Origin of the sequence: Rhodoblastus acidophilus (assembly GCF_009720655.1) — a bacterium.
In the GTDB taxonomy this organism is placed as follows: Bacteria; Pseudomonadota; Alphaproteobacteria; order Rhizobiales; family Beijerinckiaceae; genus Rhodoblastus; species Rhodoblastus acidophilus_A.
On record NZ_WNKS01000002.1, the window covers coordinates 278,598 to 298,126 of the forward strand.

Consider the following 19,529-nt stretch of genomic DNA (forward strand, 5'->3'; position numbering starts at 1 on the left):
ACAAAAACCTAACGCAGAATAATCTGGAGGCGGACGCGCCCCCTGGGAGCAGGTTTTTGAACGACGCCGGCCGGCAAACGCGGGCTCGACGGTTTTGTTGCAGCCCGGCGCGACACGCGCCGGTTTTTTTGGGCGACGGGCGCCTCGGCAGCCGGCGCCGCGCCCAGGGAGCGCGAGCGCGCCACCGGCCCCGACCCGGCGAGGCAATAATTGTAGGCGTCGGCGTCGGCATATTTTGCGCAAGGGTCAGACGCCGCCCGCGCGACCCCATCGGCGCCAAGCAACAGCAGAAGAAGGACGGCGACTCGTCTCAACGCTTCGCCGCGACCAGCGCGAAATAGGCGCCCTGGGGATCGAAGAATTGCGCGATCCAGGCCCCTCCGGGCACTTCGGCGGGACCCATGAGTTTGGTCCCCCCGGTCTGCTCCACCCGTTCGATGGCGGCGTCCAGCGCATCGACAACAAAATAATAGCCCCAGAACGCCTGCGGGATTTGTTCCGGCCGCTTCATCATGCCGCCCACCGCCATGTCGCCGGTCGCGAACAGCCGGTAAACCCCCATCGGGCCCATGTCGAGGTCCTGGGTTTTCGTCCAGCCGTAGCGCGCGGCATAGAAGTCCATGGCCGCGTCGACGTCTTCGGTGAACAGCTCATGCCAGCCGACATGACCCGGGGTCATCGGCGGGACCTCCGCGGGCTCTTGGCCAACCAAATCCCGCCAGAGGCAATAAGCGGCGCCGAGCGGATCGGAGACGACGGCGAACCGGCCGACGCCCTCGATGGTCTCAGGCACGCGCCAAACCTTGCCGCCGGCGGCGGAAACAGCCGCGACTTCCGCGTCCACATCGGCGCAGGAAATGTAACCCATCCACGACGGCCGCGCGCCCTGCGCCTTGGCCTCGTCGGGAAGCCGCATCAGCCCGGCGACCGGACTCTTGCCGGCGGAAAAGATGTGGTAGGCGCGATCCCCCGGCGCCGGCGCCTCGGTCCAGCCGATGACCTTGCCATAAAAATCGCGCGCGGCGTCGATGTCGTCCGTCAGCAGCTCAAACCAGCAAAAACCTTCCGCCATCTCCGCCTCCCGTTTTCAGCCGCGCAGTTCGGCCCCCGTCTTCTTGCCGACCTCGGCGACGATCTTGGCGCTGACCGCGTCGATCTCGACATCCGTCAGCGTTTTTTCCCGCGGCTGCAAGGTCACGTTGAGCGCCACGGATTTCTTTCCCTCAGGAACGCCCGGCCCCTGATAAAGATCGAACACGCCGACATTGACGATCATCTGCCGGTCTGCGCCCTGAGCCGCCTTGATCAGGTCGGCGGCCTTGACCTGGCTGTCGACAATGAAGGCGAAATCGCGCTCCAGCGGCTGGAAGTCGGACAGCTCCAGCTTCGGTTTCGCGCGCGTCGGCTTCGCCTTGGGCGCGGGCAGAACATCGAGGAGGATTTCGAAAGCGACCAGCGGCCCCATCGCATCCAGCGCCTCCAGCGCGCGCGGGTGAAGCTCGCCGAACCAACCCAAAATATTTTTCGGGCCGAATTGCAGCGTGGCCGAGCGTCCCGGATGCAAAAAAGCCGGACCACCGGAAACAAGCTGCACGGATTGCGCGGAAACCCCAAGCACCGAAAGCAGAGCGAACAGGTCCGCTTTCACATCGAACACATCGACAGACCCCGCCTTGCCGTCCCAGTGACGGCCGGCGCCGGCCGGCTTGGCGGTTCCTCGCCGCAGGCCCGCGGCGGCGAGGAACTGGCCGTCCTCGGCGTCGCTTCGAAAAACCTGACCGACTTCGAACAAAGCGATGTCGCCAAAGCCGCGTGCAAAATTGCTTTTCGCGGCGGCGATCAGGCCGGGAACGAGGCTCGGCCGCATGTCCGACAAATCGGCGGCGATGGGATTTGCGAGCGCCAATTCCGGCGCGCCGCCGCCGAAAAGTTCGGCCTGCGCTTTCGAGATGAACGACCAGGTGACCGCCTCGACCATGCCGCGCGACGCCAGGGCGCGACGAGAGGAGCGCACGCGCCGTTGCAACAGGGTCAGCACCGCGCCGGCGACAGACCCTTCGCGCTCCAGCGGCGTCGGCGTGATGCGGTCGAGACCGGCAAGACGGATGATCTCTTCGACCAGATCGGCCTTGCCCTCGATGTCGGGGCGCCAGCTCGGGGCGCGCACCTGGATGTGGCCGGCGTTGCAGGGCTGCGCCGCAAGAGCAAAACCGAGTTCCTCCAGTTTTGCCGTCATGTCGCTGGGATCGAGCGCAACGCCGGTCAGGCGCTGCACTTCCGACAGTGGGAAATCAATGGCCTCGGCAAGCGCGGGGACAGCGCCCGCGACCGAAATTTCCGACGCCTCCCCGCCGCACAGCGCCAAAACCATGCGCGTCGCCAGCTCCAAGCCCGGAACCGTAAACTCAGGATCAACGCCGCGCTCAAACCGATAGCGCGCATCGGAGACAATGCCCAGTTTTCGGCCTGTTTGGGCGATGTTCGCCGGGTCCCACAGCGCGGATTCGATCAGCACATCGGTGGTGGTCTCGTCGCAACCGGTGCTCTCGCCGCCCATCACGCCGGCGAGCGATTCGACGCCGTGATTGTCAGCGATCACCACGACATTCTCATCCAACGCATAGGTCTTGCCGTCGAGCGCAACGAGGCTTTCCCCGGCCTTGGCGCAGCGAATGACCAGATCGCCAAAAACCTTGGCGGCGTCGAACACGTGGAGCGGCCGCCCGCGATCAATGGTCATGAAATTGGTGATGTCCACCAGCGCGTTGATCGGGCGCAGGCCAATGCTCTTGAGGCGTTTTTGTAGCCATTCCGGGCTGGGACCATTCTTGACGCCGCGCACCAGACGCAGCGCGAACAGCGGCGCCAGCCTGGCGTCCTCAGCGGCGAAATCCAACGTCGGCGTCACCGGACAGGGGAAGGCGCCAGCGACAGGCGCCGGCGAAAAGCCCTTGAGTTTGCCCAGGCCGGCCGCCGCGAGGTCGCGGGCGATGCCGTAAACGCTCGCCGCATCCGAGCGATTGGGCGTGAGGTTGATCTCGATCAGCGGATCGTCGAGCCCGGCGTAAGCGGCGTAGGACGTCCCGACCGGCGCGTCCTCGGCCAGTTCGAAAATGCCGCTCGAATCCCCCTCAAGGCCCAGTTCCTCGGGCGAGCACATCATGCCCCCGGATTCGACGCCGCGGATCACCCCCTTGGCGATGGTGAAATTCTTGGCGGGGATATAGGTCCCCGGCGCCGCGAACACGGTTTTCAGGCCGGCGCGCGCGTTCGGCGCGCCACAAACCACCTGCAAGGGCGCGGCCTCGCCGACATCGACCTGGCAGACGCGCAAGCGATCGGCGTTGGGATGCGGCTCCGCCGTCACGATCCGCGCGATGCGGAAGCCGCCAAGGGTTTCGGCCGGATTTTCCAGACCTTCGACTTCAAGGCCGATCCTCGTGAGGGTTTCGGCGATTTCGGTCAGCGACGCCTGGGTATCGAGGTGGCTTTTCAGCCAGGAGAGCGTGAATTTCATCGTCTATCTCTGAAAAGCGCGGGTTCAGCTCGAAAGGCCGCCGGCAAGCGTCGGCAGGTCGAGCGGCCTGAAACCATAGTGCTGGAGCCAGCGCACATCGGCCTCGAAGAAGGCGCGCAGGTCGTTCATGCCATATTTCAGCATGGCGATGCGGTCGATGCCCATGCCCCAGGCAAAGCCCTGGAATTCGTCGGGATCGACGCCGCAATTGCGCAACACATTGGGATGGACCATGCCGCATCCCAAGATTTCGAGCCAGTCGTCGCCCTCGCCGAAGCGCATTTCGCCGCCCTTTCGCGAGCACTGAATGTCCACTTCCGCCGACGGCTCAGTGAAGGGGAAGAAGCTGGGACGGAAGCGCATCTTCACATTGGGCACTTCGAAGAAGGTCTTGCAAAACTCTTCGAGGATCCACTTCAAATGGCCCATATGCGCCTTGCGGTCGATCACCAGACCTTCGACCTGATGGAACATCGGCGTATGCGTCTGATCGGAATCGCAGCGATAGGTGCGGCCCGGGCAGATCACGCGGATCGGCGGCGGGTTTTTCAGCATGGTGCGCACCTGCACCGGCGAGGTGTGGGTGCGCAAAAGCTTGCGCTCGCCATCGGCCTTGCGGTTGAAGAAAAACGTGTCGTGCATTTCGCGCGCCGGATGTCCGGGCGGAAAATTCAGCTTGGTGAAATTATAGTCGTCGCTTTCGACATCCGGGCCTTCGGCGATGGAAAAGCCCATGTCGCTGAAAATCGCGGTCAGTTCGTCCATGACCTGCGAAATCGGGTGGATGCGACCGCTCTCCAGCGCGCCAGCGCGGGTCGGCAGGGTCACGTCGAGCGTTTCGCTCGCCAGCCGGGCTTTAAGCGCAACGTCCTTGAGCATGGCCTTGCGCGAAGAAAGCGCCTCGCCGACCTTGTCCTTCAGGGCGTTGATTTTCGCCCCTTCGGTCTTGCGCTCCTCCGGCGACATTTTGCCGAGCGTGGCGAGCAGGGCGGAAATGGACCCCTTTTTTCCGAGCGCGGCGACGCGGACGTTTTCCAGCGCGGCCTCGTCGGCGGCGGCGTCTACGGCGGCGAGGGTTGCAGCTTCGAGTTCTTGCAGATCGGACATGTGAAAACCTTGCGTTGCAGCGCGTAATGCCACGCGGAAAGAACGCTGGAAAGCAAAAAAGCCCGCCGGGTCGCAGCGGGCTTCTTCAAATCGCGTGACCGAAAATCAGGCGGCGGCGGGCAGCGCGGCCTTGGCCTTTTCCACGATGGCGGCGAAAGCCGTCGGCTCGGAAATGGCGAGTTCGGAGAGAACCTTGCGGTCCACCTCGACGCCGGCCTTGGCGAGGCCGTCGATGAAGCGGCTGTAGGTCAGGCCGAACTCACGCACGGCGGCGTTGAGGCGCTGAATCCACAGGGAGCGCATGGTGCGCTTCTTGGCGCGGCGGTCGCGCGTCGCATATTGCATCGAGCGGTCGACGGCGGCCTTGGCGGCGCGGATGGTGTTCTTGCGGCGGCCATAAAAGCCCTTGGCGGCCTTGAAAACTTTCTTGTGCTTGGCGTGCGAGGTGACGCCGCGTTTGACGCGAGCCATGGATGATCTCCAGATTGAACTTGGTTACGGACGGGCTGGGATCAGCCGTTGGGCAGAAAGAACTTCTTCACGTTATCCCCGTCGGTCTTGAAGAGGATGTTCGTGCCGCGCAGATTGCGGATCTGCTTCTTGGTCCGCTTGATCATGCCATGGCGCTTGCCGCGCTGGGCATAGACCACCTTGCCGGTGCCGGTGATCTTGAAGCGCTTTTTCGCGCCGGATTTGGTCTTCAGCTTGGGCATTTCGCTCTCACTTGTTGAGGCCTTGCGGCCATGGTCTCGGAAACGAGCCAAAAAACCCGCCACGGCAGCCCTTTACTGGCCGGGCGGATTAGAGCGGGGCTTATAGGGGGAAACGCGGGCGTTTGGCAAGCGCCTACGCGATGTCTCGCAGAAAATCCCTCACCGCGTCCAAAACCTCCTCCGGTTTTTCACGATGGGGAATGTGACCGCAATCCCGCAGAATCAAGCTCTGTCCATTCGCCGGAAGCTCGCCGATGCGTCGCGGGTGCGCCTCCGATCCATACTCGTCGTGTTCACCGTGGATCGCCAGGATCGGGCAGGTCACGCGACGCAACGCATCGTCGAGCGTCCAACCTGCAAACGCTTCCGAATGCCAGGCTTCGGTCCAGGCGTCGAGCACCCATTGCGCGTTGTCGCCATGGTAGCGGCGCAGCCGTTCAAACTGCCCGGGTTTTTCGAAATCCGCCTTGGCCGCGCGAATGCCGTCAAGAATGCGGTCCTCAACAAAAGCCTGCGCAGCCTCTGTGACGACGGCCGCCGTTACAGAGGGAAATTGCGCGGCCGCCGACAGCGCCATGCCGCCGCCGACGCTGTGACCGAACAGAACGACACTGTCCGCCGCGAATTTCCCGCAGAGATAGGGAAGATTGAGCGCTTCGTCGGCGACGAAGGTCGGCGGCAGCCTGCCCCGGCGCGGGTCGGACCGTCCAAAGCCCAGACGATCGTAGGCGAGGACAGCCCGCCCCGTCGCTTCCGACAGAAGCGCCGGAAAGTCGCGCCACAAGTCCACCGACCCCAGCGAGTCATGAAACAGGATGATCGGCGCCGACCGGCCGTCCGCAGGCCAATGTCGGGCAAACAGCCGCCCCTGCGGCGTCGAGACAAAAAATTCTTCCACCATCTATTCCAATAGCGCGTTGTCCGCATCTTCCCGATCCAGCATAGAGGTCTTCTTCGTGTCGGGCAGGAAGAAATAGACCAGCAGCGAGCAAAAAATCACCGCGCTGGCGTAATAATAAAAGCCGCTTTCAAGCCCCACCGACTTGAACCACAGCGCCACATATTCCGCCGTGCCGCCGAAAAGCGACACCGCCACCGCATAGGGCAGGCCGACGCCGGTGGCGCGCAAGCTCGCGGGGAACAGCTCCGCCTTCACCACCGCATTGATCGAGGTGTAGGGCGCGGTCATGATCCAGCCGAGCGCAACGAGGAAAAACGCCTCCCAGGGGCCGTGGGCGCGGGACAAGACCGAAAGCAGCGGCACGGTGCCGAGCGTTCCCATAATCCCAAAGGCCAGCAGCACTGGACGGCGGCCGATGCGGTCGGACAGAGCGCCATAGAGCGGCTGGATCAACAGCGCGAACACCAGCGCGCCGGCGCTGACCCAAGTGCTCTCCTTGTCGGAGAGCCCTACGGTGAGCTTCAGAAATTTCTGCATGTAGATGGTGTAGACATAGAAGGCGAGCGTGCCGCCCATGGTGAGGCCCACCACGATCAGCGCCTCGCGCCGGTGCGCCCACAGCGCCCGCAAGCCGCCGCCCGTCCCCTTCGCCCTGGCGTTCTTGAAAGCCTGAGTCTCTTCCAGGTCGCGCCGCATCCACAGCGTGAAAAGAGCCAGGCCCGCGCCGATGAAAAACGGGATGCGCCAGCCCCAGGCGCGCAAGTCCTCCGGCGTGAGGACAAGGTTTTGCAGGACCAGCAGAACCGAGAGCGCCCCAAGCTGCCCGCCGATCAGGGTCACGTACAGAAAACTGCAATAGAACCCGCGCCGCGAGCTCTCTCCCATTTCAGCGACATAGGTGGCGCTGGCGCCATATTCGCCGCCGAGGCTCAGGCCCTGGATCAACCGGGCGAACATCAGCGCCGCCGGCGCGAGCACGCCAATCTGCGCATAAGTGGGGGTGAGCGCGATCAGCAGCGAACCGCCGCACATCATCAGCACCGAGAGCATCAGCGAACGCCGGCGGCCGTAGCGGTCGCCGATCAGGCCGAACAGCCAGCCGCCGATCGGCCGCATGAAAAAGCCCAGCGCGAAAATGCCGGCCGAAAACAGCATTTGCGCGATTTCGTCGGATTTGGGGAAGAAGGCCGGCGCGAAATAGAGCGAAAAGGCCGCATAGACATAAAAATCGTAATATTCGACGAGATTGCCGAGCGAACCGACCACGATCGCCTTGAGGCGCAAGGGATCGATTTTTTCGGCTCCGGCCATTCCCGTCCTCCCGCCCGACACGCGTTCGAGCGGGAAGAATGGGAGAAAGCGAACGCCTTAGGCAATTCTTATTTATTTTATGCGCGGCGCCGAAGTTATTTGGGCGCGAGCACCATGATCATCTGGCGGCCATCGAGCGAGGGCTCCAGTTCGATCTTGGCGATGCCGAGGGTCTCGGCCTTCACGCGCTCCAGCACCTTGAAGCCGAGGTCCTGGTGGGCCATTTCGCGACCGCGGAAGCGCAGCACGAACTTGACCTTGTCGCCTTCCTCGAAGAAGCGTTTCACGGCCTTCATCTTGGTTTCGTAATCATGGTCGTCAATGCCGGGACGCAGCTTGATTTCCTTGATTTCGACCACTTTTTGCTTCTTGCGGGCTTCAGCGGCCTTCTTCTGCTCGTTGAAACGATATTTGCCGTAATCGAGGATCTTGCACACCGGAGGGTTGGCGTTGGGGACGATCTCGACGAGATCGAGGCCCTCTTCCTCGGCGAGTTGCAGAGCCGCGAGCGTTTCGAGGACGCCACGGTTCTGGCCCTCCGAATCGATCAGCTGGACTTCGCGAACTCGAATTTCCCGGTTGGTGCGGGGTCCCTCCTTTTGCGGAACCGGGGGGGCTTTCATAGGACGGCGAATGGCGTGTTCTCCTTGAATTGACGGGTCAGCCCCGGCATGGACCGGCCGCGCGGCGGGATCGCCAGCTACGGCGAAACCCCCCGCGACCGAAATCGCGAGGACTGAACCGAGTTACATTGTGGCGATTCCTGTCAAAGTCAACGCGCTTTTGCTGGAGCTGAAGCGATTTTGACCTGGATCATGATTAAATTGTTACACGCGAAAGTGGCGCGCGTAGGTCGAAAGCGTCAGCGCGCTCATGCGCTCGGCGGAAAAGGCGCGCGCATGCTCGGCCCCGCGCAAGGCAAGCTTTTCGCGCGCCGACGCGCCGAGCCGCAGCGCCTCCTCCGCGGCGCGGGCGAAGGCGGAGGGCTGATCCGGGGCGACGATCCAACCCGTGCGCTTGGCCGAATCGACTTGCGGCGGAGCCAGAACGGTCTCGACATATTGGTCCGCCGCGCTCTGCAACACCGCCGTGGGGGCGCCCAGCGCCTGGGCCTCGACGCTCAGGCGCGCGTCGGCGGCCGGCGTCGCCACAAGGGCGCTGGCGAGGCAGGCGGCGGCGGGATCGCCGCCGGCCACGCGCAGCACGTGACGGTCGAGCCCGAGTTGCCGGGCCTCGGCCTCGAACGGACCTGAGGTCAGATCGGCGCCTTCCGCGTCGCGCCAGACGAAACGGACCTCCTGCGCCTCGTTTTCGAAAAAATTGCGCTTCGCCAGTTGCGCCGCCGCCAGCAAGAAAAATTTCTGGCGATCCGGCGGCAGGTCGAGCCCGACGACCAGGCGTTCGTGGGGGCGCACCCCCCAACCGTCGCGCAGTTTCTTCACCCGCGCGGGATCGATGGGCTGCGACAGGCCGGCGCGCAGGTCGACGCCGCGCAGGCCCCGGACGAATCGTTGGGCGAGATGCGGCCATTCGGCCTCGGCGGCCTCCAAAGCCTGCCGGCTGTGGACGATGATCGTGTCGGCGTCCAAGGCGGCCGAACCAAAATCCTCGGCGACCAGAGGAATGCGCAGGCGATGCGCCGCATGCAGCGCCGCGGCAAAACCGGCCTCCCCGCGCAAATGGATCAGTTCAACCCCTTCCCGCTCCGCCAGAATCGCCAAACGGCTGCGGTTCATCGAGGCGGTGAGCGGATTGCGCGCGGCGAGATCGAACGGTAGGAACACGCCGCCGCGCGCCTGCAATTCGCTGACCAGCGGCCCCTCGCCCCCGGCGACCAGGGCGCGCGCCCCCACCTCGTCCAGCGCGGCCGCGGTTTCAATGCAGGCGAACGCGTCCGGCCCGGGGTCGAGCGCGGGAATCAATTGCAAGATGGTGCGTCCGAACAGGCATTGATGGTCGGCGATATGCTCTTCGCCCCATGGCGTCATGACGCCTCCCCGGCTAAATCACGAATCAGCAAGACCATAGCTGGCCGCAGGACCGCAACCAAATGCCCCAAAACCATATGGCGCCGCAATTTTTCACCACGTCGCCCGGAGAGCCGCGCCTCGCCTATCTCTCGCGCGCCGGTTTGCGCGGCCCCGGCCTGTTCTGGCTGGGCGGCTACCGCTCGGACATGCGCGGCTCCAAGGCCACTTTCGTCGATGCTTTCGCCGCCGAGCAGGACCGCCCCTGCCTTCGTTTCGACTATTCGGGCCATGGCGAATCCGAAGGCGCCTTTGAAAACGGGACCATTGGCCTGTGGGCGGAGCAGGCGACAAAAATCTTTCGCGCCTTGACCGAGGGGCCGCAAGTCGTGATCGGCTCGTCCATGGGCGGCTGGATCGCGCTGCTGCTGGCGCGCGCGCTGGCGAAACTGGGCGAGACGGATCGGCTCGCCAGCCTGGTCCTGATCGCCCCGGCGCCCGATTTCTCGGAAGAGCTGGTCTGGCCGAGCCTCCCCGAAACGGTGCGCGCGACGCTGGCGCGCGACGGGGTGTGGCGCGACGACCAAAATGTCTTCACCCAAAAATTTTTCGAAGACGGCCGCCGCCAGTCGGTGTTGGGCGGCGAGCTGCGCACATGGTGTCCTGTCCGCATTCTTCAGGGGATGCGGGACGACGCCGTGCCGTGGCGCCACGCCCTGAAACTGCTGGAGCATCTCGCCGCCGATCCGGCGACCCTCACCCTGATTCGCGACGGCGACCACCGGCTCTCCCGCCCGCAGGATCTCGATCTCCTGCGCGGGGCGCTGACGCAAACGCCTGTGGCGCGATAAAGTGTTCCTTAAGGTTAAGGTGGTGTTCTCGTCGAAGGCGGAGGCGCGGTCTGGCGTCGCCGCCGGGCGTGCGGCTCAGGCGCTGCGAGGAATGGCATGTTTGGCCAAAGTCAATTGCGTGAATCGATTCTTGAGTGGTCTCTTCCCGTTGTGAACGATTGCCTTCGAGAATTCTACGCCCAGCATGTTGCTGCGCGCTCAGCGGCCTTCAACCTACTCAGCCAGCTTCATTTCAAGCTCTGGACCTCGCTCGTCACGGGCGATTTCGACGCCGCGCGCACGGACGCCATGAGTCTCGACCAGAAAGCCGCCGGGCTGAAGCTGGGTTTTGACGTCTGCGGCGCCGCCAACCGCTATGTCGCGGCGGAAGTGCTCGATCTTTCGCTGCGCCGTTTCAGGCGCATGCCCGAAGAGGCCATGCGGAACAACCAGGAACTGCTCGCCATTCTGTTGCGCCTGAAGTCGAGCACCGCGCCAGTTTCCCAGGCGGCGCCGGCCTTTAAACGGGCGGCCTGACATTTTCTTCAACAAACTGTGACACCTGGTGTTGACAGGCGCCCGCCGCCCCCATAGAAGACGCCCCGGGCCCAGGTGGCGGAATTGGTAGACGCACCAGCTTCAGGTGCTGGCGTTCGCAAGGACGTGGAGGTTCGAGTCCTCTCCTGGGCACCAACATCCTTCCTTATCAATGGATGTTGATGCTCAAACCCAAGTTAAAAATTTGCAGAACTTCCTGTAGCATAAACAGGCGGTCTAATGGTGATTAGCCGCCCCTGCAAGCACGCTGCAATGGCGCGTGCTATTGATGCGAAGCCAATTTTTCAATGGCTGGCTCGCCGGTGCACGGCGCAAACATATCAGAGCACATCGGGCAATGGCGGATCGTTCGTCAATATTCCGGATTTTCTGACTGCTTGAACATCGATCCCGTCAAGCTCGCCCAAGATGTCAACTTGTCTTGATCCAAGAGCTCGCTTGCCTCGCAAGATGCCGGGCGCGTGGGTTCGAAAGCCCACATCGGATCGCCAAACATCATTTCCAAGCCAAAGGTCAAGCCGACCCTTTTCCACCCGACCAGCCTTTTCCCAACGAGCTTTCCCAACTTTTGAGTGAACGGCCACTTCAAAGGCGCCTTGAATGCGATTGTAGTCAGACACCTCGTCGTACCCACATGTGCGGATATCGGGATTCGCAAGAACATTTGTCGGGAAAATGAACGCACAGCTGATACGTCGGCCGGCCAACTGCTCGATTCCGCTGCCGGCTTCTGGCGTTGCGTACACATAGTCGGCGGCCTGATGTATTGCCCTCGTCCAATAGGGTGGTTCACGGACCTTCTTGACAGTTGGGTTTTTCACCTCAAAAGCAAACGTGAGGCCAGAGAAATCTTGGTCGTGAGGTATGGCGACGACGTCCGCGACGAGAACGTGGTCCGTAAAGACGACATGTCTCACTGGAACGTGCTCCCAACAGTCGAATCCAATAGACAGCGCCGCAATGAGTTCGGCACGAAGACCCTTTTCAACGTCCACGGCTCTCTCCTGAAAACCAGATAGCTTAAGGCTACGCGGTCACTACTGAGTCGTGAAGGGACGAAAAGTCAGTGATGTCGGGTCACCCTGGGCGCGGGCGGAAAGCTGCGTCCTTTGGTCTCGCTTGACCCCCTCATGACACAAGCGTAATCGCGGCGGCGGGACATCTCGCCCCAACGCGAGGCGCCCATCTGTGAGGATGGCTCATGTCAAAACCCGCCGCTCTGCCGAAAAACCCCAACTTTTCTTCCGGTCCGTGCGCGAAGCGCCCGGGATGGTCGTTCGAGGCGCTCAAGGATGCGCCGCTCGGCCGCTCCCACCGCGCCAAGGTCGGCAAGGCGAAACTGAAGCTCGCCATCGACCTCACCCGCGAAGTTTTGCAGGTTCCCGCCGACTATCGCATCGGCATCGTGCCCGCCTCCGACACCGGCGCGGTCGAAATGGCCATGTGGTCGCTGCTCGGCCCGCGCCCCATGGACGCGCTCGCCTGGGAAAGCTTTGGCGAAGGTTGGGTCACCGACATCGTCAAGCAGTTGAAACTGAAGGACACGCGCGTCCTAAAAGCCCCCTATGGCGAACTCCCCGACCTCGCCTCGGTGAATTTCGACAATGACGTGATCTTCACCTGGAACGGCACGACCTCCGGCGTGCGCGTGCCCAGCGGCGACTGGATTCCGGCCGACCGCAAAGGCCTGACCATCGCCGATTCGACCTCCGCCGCCTTCGCGCAGCGCCTCGACTGGCCGAAGCTGGATGTCGTCACCTTCTCCTGGCAGAAGGCGCTGGGCGGCGAAGGCGGCCACGGCGTGCTCATCCTGTCGCCCCGCGCGGTCGAGCGCCTCGAATCCTACACGCCCGCCTGGCCGATGCCCAAAATCTTCCGCATGACCAAGGGCGGCAAGCTGATCGAAGGCATTTTCGAGGGCGAAACCATCAACACGCCGTCGATGCTCTGCGTCGAGGACTATATCGACGCGCTGAACTGGGCGAAAAGCCTGGGCGGCCTCGACGGCCTCGTCGCCCGCGCCGACGCCAGCACCAAAGTCCTCGCCGACTGGGTGGCGAAAAGCGACTGGGCGGCCTTCCTCGCCAAGGATGCGGCGATCGCCTCCAACACCTCCGTGTGCCTGAAGGTGAAAGACCCGGCGATCGCCGCCCTTCCCGCCGACGCCCAGGCGGCCTTCGCCAAAAAGCTGGCCTCGCTGCTGGAGAAGGAAAAGGCGGCCTACGACATCGGCGCCTATCGCGACGCTCCTCCCGGCCTGCGCATCTGGTGCGGCGCGACGGTCGAAGCGGCCGACGTCGCCGTGCTCACGCAATGGCTCGACTGGGCTTTTGTGACCGCCAAAGCCGAACTGGCCTGAGGATTTTTCAAGGACAATCAAAAGCCCCGCTTTGGACTATTCCCCCAGAGCGGGGCTTTTTGGCATGAACCCAATGAGGACATAACCCATGGCCCCTCGCGTTCTGATTTCTGACGCCCTCTCTCCCGCCGCGCTTGCCATTTTCAAGGAGCGCGGCGTCGAGGTCGATTTCCAGCCGGCGCTCGGCAAGGACAAGGAAAAGCTCGCCGCGATCATCGGCGATTATGACGGCCTGGCGATCCGCTCGGCGACAAAGGTCACGCCCGCCATTCTGGCGAACGCCAAGAACCTGAAGGTGATCGGCCGCGCCGGCATCGGCGTCGACAATGTCGACATTCCCGCCGCCACCGCGCGCGGCATCATCGTGATGAACACGCCGTTCGGCAATTCCATCACCACCGCCGAGCACGCCATTTCGCTGATGCTGGCGCTCGCCCGCGAAATCCCCGCCGCCGACGCCTCGACCCAGGCCGGCAAGTGGGAGAAGAACCGCTTCATGGGCGTCGAGATCACCGGCAAGGTGCTAGGCGTGATTGGCTGCGGCAATATCGGCGCGATCGTCGCCGACCGCGCGCTCGGCCTGAAAATGCGGGTGATCGCCTTCGATCCCTTCCTGTCGGCGGAGCGGGCGAAAAACATCGGCGTCGAAAAAGTCGAACTCCCTGAGCTCCTTTCGCGCGCCGACGTCATCACGCTGCACACGCCGATGACGCCGCAGACGAAAAACATTTTGTCCGCCGAAAACCTCGCCAAGACCAAGAAGGGCGTGCGCATCATCAATTGCGCGCGCGGCGGACTGGTCGACGAGGCGGCGCTGCGCGCCGCGCTCGACAGCGGCCATGTCGCTGGCGCGGCCTTTGACGTGTTCGTCGAGGAGCCGGCGACGACCAACGTGCTGTTCGGCCATCCCAACATGATTTGTACGCCGCATCTGGGCGCCTCCACCAACGAGGCGCAGGAAAACGTCGCCTTGCAGGTGGCGGAGCAGATGGCGGATTATTTGACGCGCGGCGCCATCAGCAACGCGATCAACTTCCCGTCGATCACGGCGGAAGAGGCGCCCAAGCTGAAGCCGTTCATCGCGCTGGCCGAAAAGCTCGGCTCGTTCGCCGGCCAACTGACCGACACGGGCGTGAAAAAGCTGACCATCACCTATGAGGGGCATGTCGGCGATTTGAAAACCAAGGCGCTGACCGCTTCGGCGCTCGCCGGCTTCCTGCGCCCGATGCTGTCGGACGTGAACGTGGTTTCGGCCCCGGCCGTTGCGCGCGAACGCGGCATCGTCATCGACGAAACCGTGCGCGCCGCCGAGGGCGATTATGATTCGCTCGTCAGCATCAAGGTCGAGAGCGAAAACGGCGGCGTCACCCTGTCCGGCGCCGTGTTCAACGACGGCAAGCCGCGCGTGGTCGAAATCGCCGGCATTCGCGCGGAGGCCGAATTCGCTCCGTCGATGATCTATGTTTCCAACGCCGACAAGCCAGGCTTCATCGGCCGCTTCGCCAGCCTGTTGGGCGACGCCGGCGTCAACATCGCCACCTTCGCGCTCGGCCGCGACGCCGAGGGCGGATCGGCCATCGCGCTGGTCGCGGTGGATGGCGACGTGCCGGAAAAAGTGTTCGCCGGCATTTCCGCCCTGCCCGGCGTGAAGCAGACGCGTGCGCTAAAATTCTGAAGCCGCCTTGCTGGTGGTAAGGAAATTCCTTACATTTGACGGAGGAGGGGCCATGATCACCAGCAAGCTCACCGCCAAGGCGCAAACCACCATTCCCCAGGCCGTGCGCAACGCGCTCGGCTTGCGAGAAGGCGACGAACTCGCTTATGCGATCGAGGACGGTCGCGTCATCCTGACCAAGGCGCGCGTGGAAACCGCCGAAGACCCGTTCGGCGCCTTTCACGAGTGGGACGGCGACGCGGACCGGAAAGCCTATGCCAAGCTTTGAGCAGGGCGATGTCGTCCGCGTGCCCTTTCCTTACACGGACCGCGCGACGCGGCAGTTTCGGCCTGCGCTGGTCGTATCGGACGGGGCCATCGGCGAAGGCGGCGCGCTTTTGTGGGTCGCCATGATCACCAGCGCGGAAAACCGCCGCTGGGCCGGAGATATCGCCTTCGGCGAGACGTTCGCCTCTTCTGGCCTGCCCGCGCCTTCGGTGGTCAGGCCCTGCAAGATCGCCACAATCGACTCGCGCCATGCGGAACGATTGGGCAAAGCGCCCCCCGCTGTCGCGGAGGCGGTGATGGCCGCGCTGCGCCGCCTCATCGGCGACGCAAAGCCAGAGCCTCTCACTTGACTTCCCGCGCGGAAATCGACAGGTTCCGCGCGCTTTCCGGCGGCGACGCCAGCGTTACCGGTCTTCCGCAAGGCTAAAGGCAATATGGCTTCCTACCTCGATTTTGAAAAACCCGTCGCCGAACTCGAAGCGCGCGTCGAAGACCTGCGCGCCCTGTCGGAGAAGAAGGACTCGCCGAACATCGGCGAGGAGCTCGCCAAGCTCGAGGCCAAGGCGGCCAAGGCGCTGGCCGACCTCTACGCGGCGCTGACCCCCTGGCAGAAGACGCAGGTCGCGCGGCACCCACAGCGCCCGCATTGCGTCGATTACATCGCCGGGCTGATCGAGGATTTCACGCCGCTCGCCGGCGACCGCAAATTCGCCGAGGACGAAGCTATTTTGTGTGGCCTCGGACGATTCCGCGGCCAGTCGGTCGCGGTGATCGGCCAGGAAAAGGGTTTTGATACGGCGTCGCGGCTCAAGCACAATTTCGGCATGGTCAAGCCCGAGGGTTATCGCAAGGCCGTGCGCGTCATGGAGCTGGCCGACCGCTTCGGCCTTCCCGTCATCTCCTTCGTCGACACCGCCGGCGCCTTCCCCGGCATTGAGGCGGAAGAGCGCGGCCAGGCCGAAGCCATCGCCCGCGCCACCGAAGCCGCGCTGGTGCAGGGCACGCCCAATGTCGCCACCGTGATCGGCGAAGGCGGGTCGGGCGGCGCGCTTGGCATCGCCGCGTGCAACGTCGTCCTGATGCTGGAGCATTCGATTTATACGGTGGCGTCGCCGGAAGCCTCGGCCTCCATCTTGTGGCGCGATTCGAGCCGCGCCCAGGACGCGGCGACCAGCATGAAGATCACCGCGCAGGACCTTATGAAATTCGGCATCATCGACGGCATCGTCGCCGAACCGGTCGGCGGCGCGCACCGCGATCCCGAGGCGACGATCAAATCGGTCGGCGACGCCGTCGCCAGCGCCCTCGCGCGTTTCGCCGAATTTTCGCCCGAGGCCGTGCGCGCCTTCCGTCAGGAGAAGTTCCTGGGGATGGGCCGCAACAAGGTCTGATTCCCGCCGCAAAGCGCCTTTACCCTTTTTGTTTGGCTTAAGGCGTTTTTAACCATGGCGTCGAATTGCGCGCCGTCATGGTAAGGATGGTGTAAGCTTAATGGCGGTAAACCCGCTGTGACGCACAGGCGTCGCGCGCGAGGATGGATCGGAACATGAGCGATAAAAGATTTTTCCGTCGGCCCGACGGCGTCTTTTCGCACACGTCGGCTTTGCTCGGCGTCGGACTGCTCGGCGCCCTCTCGGGCTGCAACACCGTCGGCACGGACCGCTCCATGCAGGCGCTCTCCAGCGAAACCGTGGCCTTGATGGCGGAAAAGGGGGTTAACCCCCATTCGCCCATGCTGATCCGCGCGTACAAGAAAGAATCCGAGCTCGAAGTCTGGAAGATGCGTCCGGACGGCAGCTACGTCCATTTAAAAACGTTTCCGATCTGCCGCTGGTCGGGCCAGCTTGGCCCGAAGCGCCGCGAAGGCGACCGGCAGTCGCCCGAGGGTTTCTACACGATCACCCCGGCGCAGATGAACCCGAATTCGGCCTATTACCTGTCGTTCAATGTCGGCTACCCCAACGCCTACGACCGCGCCCATGGCGCAACCGGCGGCGCGGTCATGGTCCACGGCGTCTGCTCGTCGGCCGGCTGTTTCTCAATGACCGACCGGCAGATCGCCGAAATCTACGCCATGGCGCGCGAAAGTTTTGCCGGCGGACAGCGCGCCATCCAGATGCAGGCTCTGCCCTTCCATCTGAACCCGACCAATCTTGCCAAATTCCGGCTCGACCCCAACATGCCCTTCTGGAAGGAGCTCAAGAAGGGTGTGGATCATTTCGAGGCCACGCATCGCGAAGTGAGCGTCGGCGTCTGCGGCGGCCATTATGTGTATGGCGTCAAATCCACCGCCGGCCAGCCGCTCGACCCCGCGGCCCCCTGCCCCGCGTTGGCGGCGACCGAGCCTGAGGTCGAGGCGCAGGTGGCGCAGCGCGAACGCAACGACGAGGCGCAAGTCGCGGCGCTGGTGAAACAGGGCGAACGGCCGGTGCGCCTGGTCTACAAGGACGGCGCGCAGCATCCGGTCTTCGCCAATATCACCGAGCACGAAGTCGGCCGCGCCGACGCCCTGACGCCGCCGGTGGAAGTGGCGCTCGATGGCGGCCAGGGGGCGAAGACCCGAACCGCTCCGTCCGCCGTCGCGACGAAGATGGCGCAAGACCAGCCGCAGGCCCAACCGGCCCAGAGCCAGCCCGTCGTTGCGCAGGCCAAGGCGCAGCCCCCCGCCGCCAAGATCGCGGCAGCGCCCAAACCTCCGGCGAAACCGGTCGCAACCGCGCCCGCCAAGCCGCATGTCGAAACGAAGAAAATCGCCCGCGTCGAGCCTCGCCCTGACGACCGCTGACCCCTTGTCGCCGCTGGCGGACACGTCCGATCTGCGTCAACTGCTGGCGGTCACGCCCAATCTGCACTGGCGCTATTCCGGCGTGACCTCGACGATTCTGGCGCTTGCGCCCTACGCCGCGCGCCAGGGCCGGGTGGCGTGCGTCGGCGCGCATCTGCCCGCGGAAACGCCGCAAATTCCGTTCCGCCAGATGTTTTTGTACGGCTGGTCGCGGCCTCCGCGTGGAAGCCACCGCATTTTTCACGCGCGCCGCAACAACGAGATGATCGTCGGCCTGCTGCTGAAGCATGTGCTGCGCCAGCCCTGGAAGATCGTCTTCACCTGGGCGGGGCAGCGTCGGCAGAGCCGGTTCACGCGCTGGATGCTGCGGCGGATCGACGGGGTGATCGCGACGTCCGAAGCTTCGGCGTCTTATCTCGAAGTTCCCTGCGTGGTGATCCATCACGGCGTGGATGTGCGCCGGTTTCAGCCGCTCGCCGACCGCACCGCGGAATGGGGCCAATCCGGCCTGCCCGGAAAATTCGGCGTCGGCGCCTTCGGCCGCATTCGCGCGCAAAAAGGCACCGACGTCCTGATCGATGCCGCCCTGCGCCTGCTGCCAAAATATCCCGATGCGACGCTGCTGCTCACGGGCCTCGTCACTCCCGACAATGCCGATTTCGTCGCAGGCCTGAAGGAAAAGATCGCGCAGGCCGGACTGGAGCAGCGCATCCTGTTTCTCGGCGAGCAGCCCCGCGAAAAAATGCCGTTCTGGTTCGCGCTCGTCTCGGTTTACGTCGCGCCGATGCGCTGGGAAGGCTTTGGCTTGACCCCGCTGGAAGCCATGGCCTGCGGAACCGCCGTGGTCGCCACCCGCACGGGCGCGGCGGCGCAGCTGGTGGCCGAGGGCGAAACGGGTTTTTTAATTCCGCCCGGCGACGTCGACGCCCTGTCCGCAGCTCTCGAGCCCCTGCTCGCCGATCCCGAGCGTGCGTCCCAAATGGGAGCGCTGGGCCGCGAAAAGGCCCTGGCGCAGCACGACATCGCGCGCGAAGCCGCCAGCATCCAGGCCTTTTACGAAAAAATCCTGGGCGTCAGCCTGTCCCGCGTGTGACGAACGCGTTCATTCCTCGACGAGCGCGTCGCCATTGATCCTGGCGATCAGCGTCGGCGAGGGCTTGAAGGTGAGCACGCGACGCGCCGTAATCTTGGCCTCAACGCCGGTGCGCGGGTTGCGTCCGACGCGCTCGCGCTTGGAGCGAAGGGTGAACGCGCCGAAGGCGCGAATCTTGACCGGATCGTTTTGCACCAGGGCGCCGACGATTTCCTCGAGCGTCATTTCGAAAAGCTGGCGAGCCTCCGCGCGAGACAGCGTCGGACAGGCGTTGTAGACGGCGTCGAGCAGTTCGACGCGCGTGATGGTTCTGGGCTCCTGCGCCGGCGCTGCGCCGACGGAGTCCAGAGAGCCAGCGAGTTTCTTGGAATGATATTGCTGATCCATATTCCCCTCCGGCCTGGACGGTGACGGCGTCCCTTCCGGTTGTCGTTTGCGAAGCGCCT

At 64.0% G+C, this 19,529-nt stretch carries 20 protein-coding genes and 1 tRNA gene; 10 read left to right on the forward strand and 11 right to left on the reverse strand.

Going from position 1 to position 19,529, the window contains the following annotated elements; genetic code table 11:
- Positions 1 to 310 precede the first annotated feature (310 nt).
- The 9 genes from GJ654_RS03635 to GJ654_RS03675 all read right to left on the reverse strand — a co-directional run bounded on the left by GJ654_RS03635 (position 311) and on the right by GJ654_RS03675 (position 9,537).
- Entirely contained in the window at positions 311 to 1,072 is a 762-nt protein-coding gene (locus tag GJ654_RS03635; RefSeq protein ID WP_155444741.1) for a VOC family protein, read from the reverse strand.
- A 15-nt stretch (positions 1,073 to 1,087) separates the two neighbouring features.
- The gene (gene pheT, locus GJ654_RS03640; protein WP_155444742.1) at positions 1,088 to 3,517 is read right to left on the reverse strand and encodes a phenylalanine--tRNA ligase subunit beta; all 2,430 of its coding nucleotides are present in this window, start codon (positions 3,515 to 3,517) and stop codon (positions 1,088 to 1,090) included.
- 24 nt (positions 3,518 to 3,541) lie between these two features.
- Entirely contained in the window at positions 3,542 to 4,624 is a 1,083-nt protein-coding gene (pheS, locus tag GJ654_RS03645) for a phenylalanine--tRNA ligase subunit alpha (protein ID WP_155444743.1), read from the reverse strand.
- A 105-nt stretch (positions 4,625 to 4,729) separates the two neighbouring features.
- Positions 4,730 to 5,095, reverse strand: a complete 366-nt coding sequence (gene rplT / locus GJ654_RS03650) for a 50S ribosomal protein L20 (protein WP_155444744.1) — start codon at positions 5,093 to 5,095, stop codon at positions 4,730 to 4,732.
- Positions 5,096 to 5,136: 41 nt separating this feature from the next.
- Complete coding sequence (rpmI, locus tag GJ654_RS03655; RefSeq protein ID WP_155444878.1) at positions 5,137 to 5,337, reverse strand: 50S ribosomal protein L35; 201 nt, start codon at positions 5,335 to 5,337, stop codon at positions 5,137 to 5,139.
- A 133-nt stretch (positions 5,338 to 5,470) separates the two neighbouring features.
- Entirely contained in the window at positions 5,471 to 6,235 is a 765-nt protein-coding gene (locus tag GJ654_RS03660) for an alpha/beta fold hydrolase (protein WP_425540369.1), read from the reverse strand.
- A gap of 3 nt (positions 6,236 to 6,238) precedes the next feature.
- On the reverse strand, positions 6,239 to 7,549 hold the full coding sequence (locus GJ654_RS03665; RefSeq protein WP_155444746.1) for an MFS transporter: 1,311 nt from the start codon (positions 7,547 to 7,549) through the stop codon (positions 6,239 to 6,241).
- A gap of 95 nt (positions 7,550 to 7,644) precedes the next feature.
- Positions 7,645 to 8,172 (reverse strand): translation initiation factor IF-3, encoded by a 528-nt coding sequence (gene infC, locus GJ654_RS03670; RefSeq protein ID WP_155444747.1) that lies wholly within the window; start codon positions 8,170 to 8,172, stop codon positions 7,645 to 7,647.
- A 204-nt stretch (positions 8,173 to 8,376) separates the two neighbouring features.
- Positions 8,377 to 9,537: a glycosyl transferase gene (locus GJ654_RS03675; protein WP_155444748.1), complete on the reverse strand. Its 1,161-nt coding sequence runs from the start codon at positions 9,535 to 9,537 to the stop codon at positions 8,377 to 8,379.
- A 62-nt stretch (positions 9,538 to 9,599) separates the two neighbouring features.
- Between GJ654_RS03675 and GJ654_RS03680 the strand changes: the two genes are divergently transcribed.
- The 3 genes from GJ654_RS03680 to GJ654_RS03690 all read left to right on the forward strand — a co-directional run bounded on the left by GJ654_RS03680 (position 9,600) and on the right by GJ654_RS03690 (position 11,039).
- Entirely contained in the window at positions 9,600 to 10,367 is a 768-nt protein-coding gene (locus GJ654_RS03680) for an alpha/beta hydrolase (protein ID WP_155444749.1), read from the forward strand.
- Between the two features lie 96 nt (positions 10,368 to 10,463).
- Positions 10,464 to 10,883: a hypothetical protein gene (locus GJ654_RS03685; RefSeq protein ID WP_155444750.1), complete on the forward strand. Its 420-nt coding sequence runs from the start codon at positions 10,464 to 10,466 to the stop codon at positions 10,881 to 10,883.
- A gap of 69 nt (positions 10,884 to 10,952) precedes the next feature.
- Positions 10,953 to 11,039: transfer RNA gene (locus tag GJ654_RS03690), tRNA-Leu, on the forward strand.
- Between the two features lie 185 nt (positions 11,040 to 11,224).
- Here the strand turns inward: GJ654_RS03690 and GJ654_RS03695 are convergent.
- A complete protein-coding gene (locus tag GJ654_RS03695; RefSeq protein WP_155444751.1) occupies positions 11,225 to 11,899 on the reverse strand; it encodes a hypothetical protein in 675 nt (224 codons plus the stop codon).
- 206 nt (positions 11,900 to 12,105) lie between these two features.
- Here GJ654_RS03695 and GJ654_RS03700 point away from each other — a divergent pair, with 206 nt between their 5' ends.
- From GJ654_RS03700 to GJ654_RS03730, 7 genes are all read left to right on the forward strand, one after another.
- Entirely contained in the window at positions 12,106 to 13,263 is a 1,158-nt protein-coding gene (locus GJ654_RS03700; RefSeq protein WP_155444752.1) for a phosphoserine transaminase, read from the forward strand.
- 88 nt (positions 13,264 to 13,351) lie between these two features.
- Positions 13,352 to 14,938 carry a phosphoglycerate dehydrogenase gene (gene serA / locus GJ654_RS03705; protein WP_155444753.1) on the forward strand — a complete coding sequence of 529 codons (1,587 nt, stop codon included), beginning with the start codon at positions 13,352 to 13,354 and terminating at the stop codon, positions 14,936 to 14,938.
- A gap of 52 nt (positions 14,939 to 14,990) precedes the next feature.
- The gene (locus GJ654_RS03710) at positions 14,991 to 15,206 is read left to right on the forward strand and encodes an AbrB/MazE/SpoVT family DNA-binding domain-containing protein (protein WP_155444754.1); all 216 of its coding nucleotides are present in this window, start codon (positions 14,991 to 14,993) and stop codon (positions 15,204 to 15,206) included.
- The gene (locus GJ654_RS03715) at positions 15,193 to 15,555 is read left to right on the forward strand and encodes a type II toxin-antitoxin system PemK/MazF family toxin (RefSeq protein WP_155444755.1); all 363 of its coding nucleotides are present in this window, start codon (positions 15,193 to 15,195) and stop codon (positions 15,553 to 15,555) included. The genes GJ654_RS03710 and GJ654_RS03715 overlap by 14 nt, the downstream gene beginning before the upstream one ends.
- A gap of 84 nt (positions 15,556 to 15,639) precedes the next feature.
- A complete protein-coding gene (locus GJ654_RS03720) occupies positions 15,640 to 16,596 on the forward strand; it encodes an acetyl-CoA carboxylase carboxyltransferase subunit alpha (protein WP_155444756.1) in 957 nt (318 codons plus the stop codon).
- Between the two features lie 155 nt (positions 16,597 to 16,751).
- A complete protein-coding gene (locus GJ654_RS03725; RefSeq protein WP_155444757.1) occupies positions 16,752 to 17,990 on the forward strand; it encodes a L,D-transpeptidase family protein in 1,239 nt (412 codons plus the stop codon).
- Positions 17,938 to 19,083 (forward strand): glycosyltransferase family 4 protein, encoded by a 1,146-nt coding sequence (locus GJ654_RS03730; protein WP_155444758.1) that lies wholly within the window; start codon positions 17,938 to 17,940, stop codon positions 19,081 to 19,083. The genes GJ654_RS03725 and GJ654_RS03730 overlap by 53 nt, the downstream gene beginning before the upstream one ends.
- 9 nt (positions 19,084 to 19,092) lie before the next feature.
- On the opposite strand, the gene GJ654_RS03735 is transcribed toward GJ654_RS03730, so the two are convergent.
- Positions 19,093 to 19,470 carry an integration host factor subunit alpha gene (locus GJ654_RS03735; RefSeq protein ID WP_155444759.1) on the reverse strand — a complete coding sequence of 126 codons (378 nt, stop codon included), beginning with the start codon at positions 19,468 to 19,470 and terminating at the stop codon, positions 19,093 to 19,095.
- Between the last annotated feature and the right edge of the window lie 59 nt (positions 19,471 to 19,529).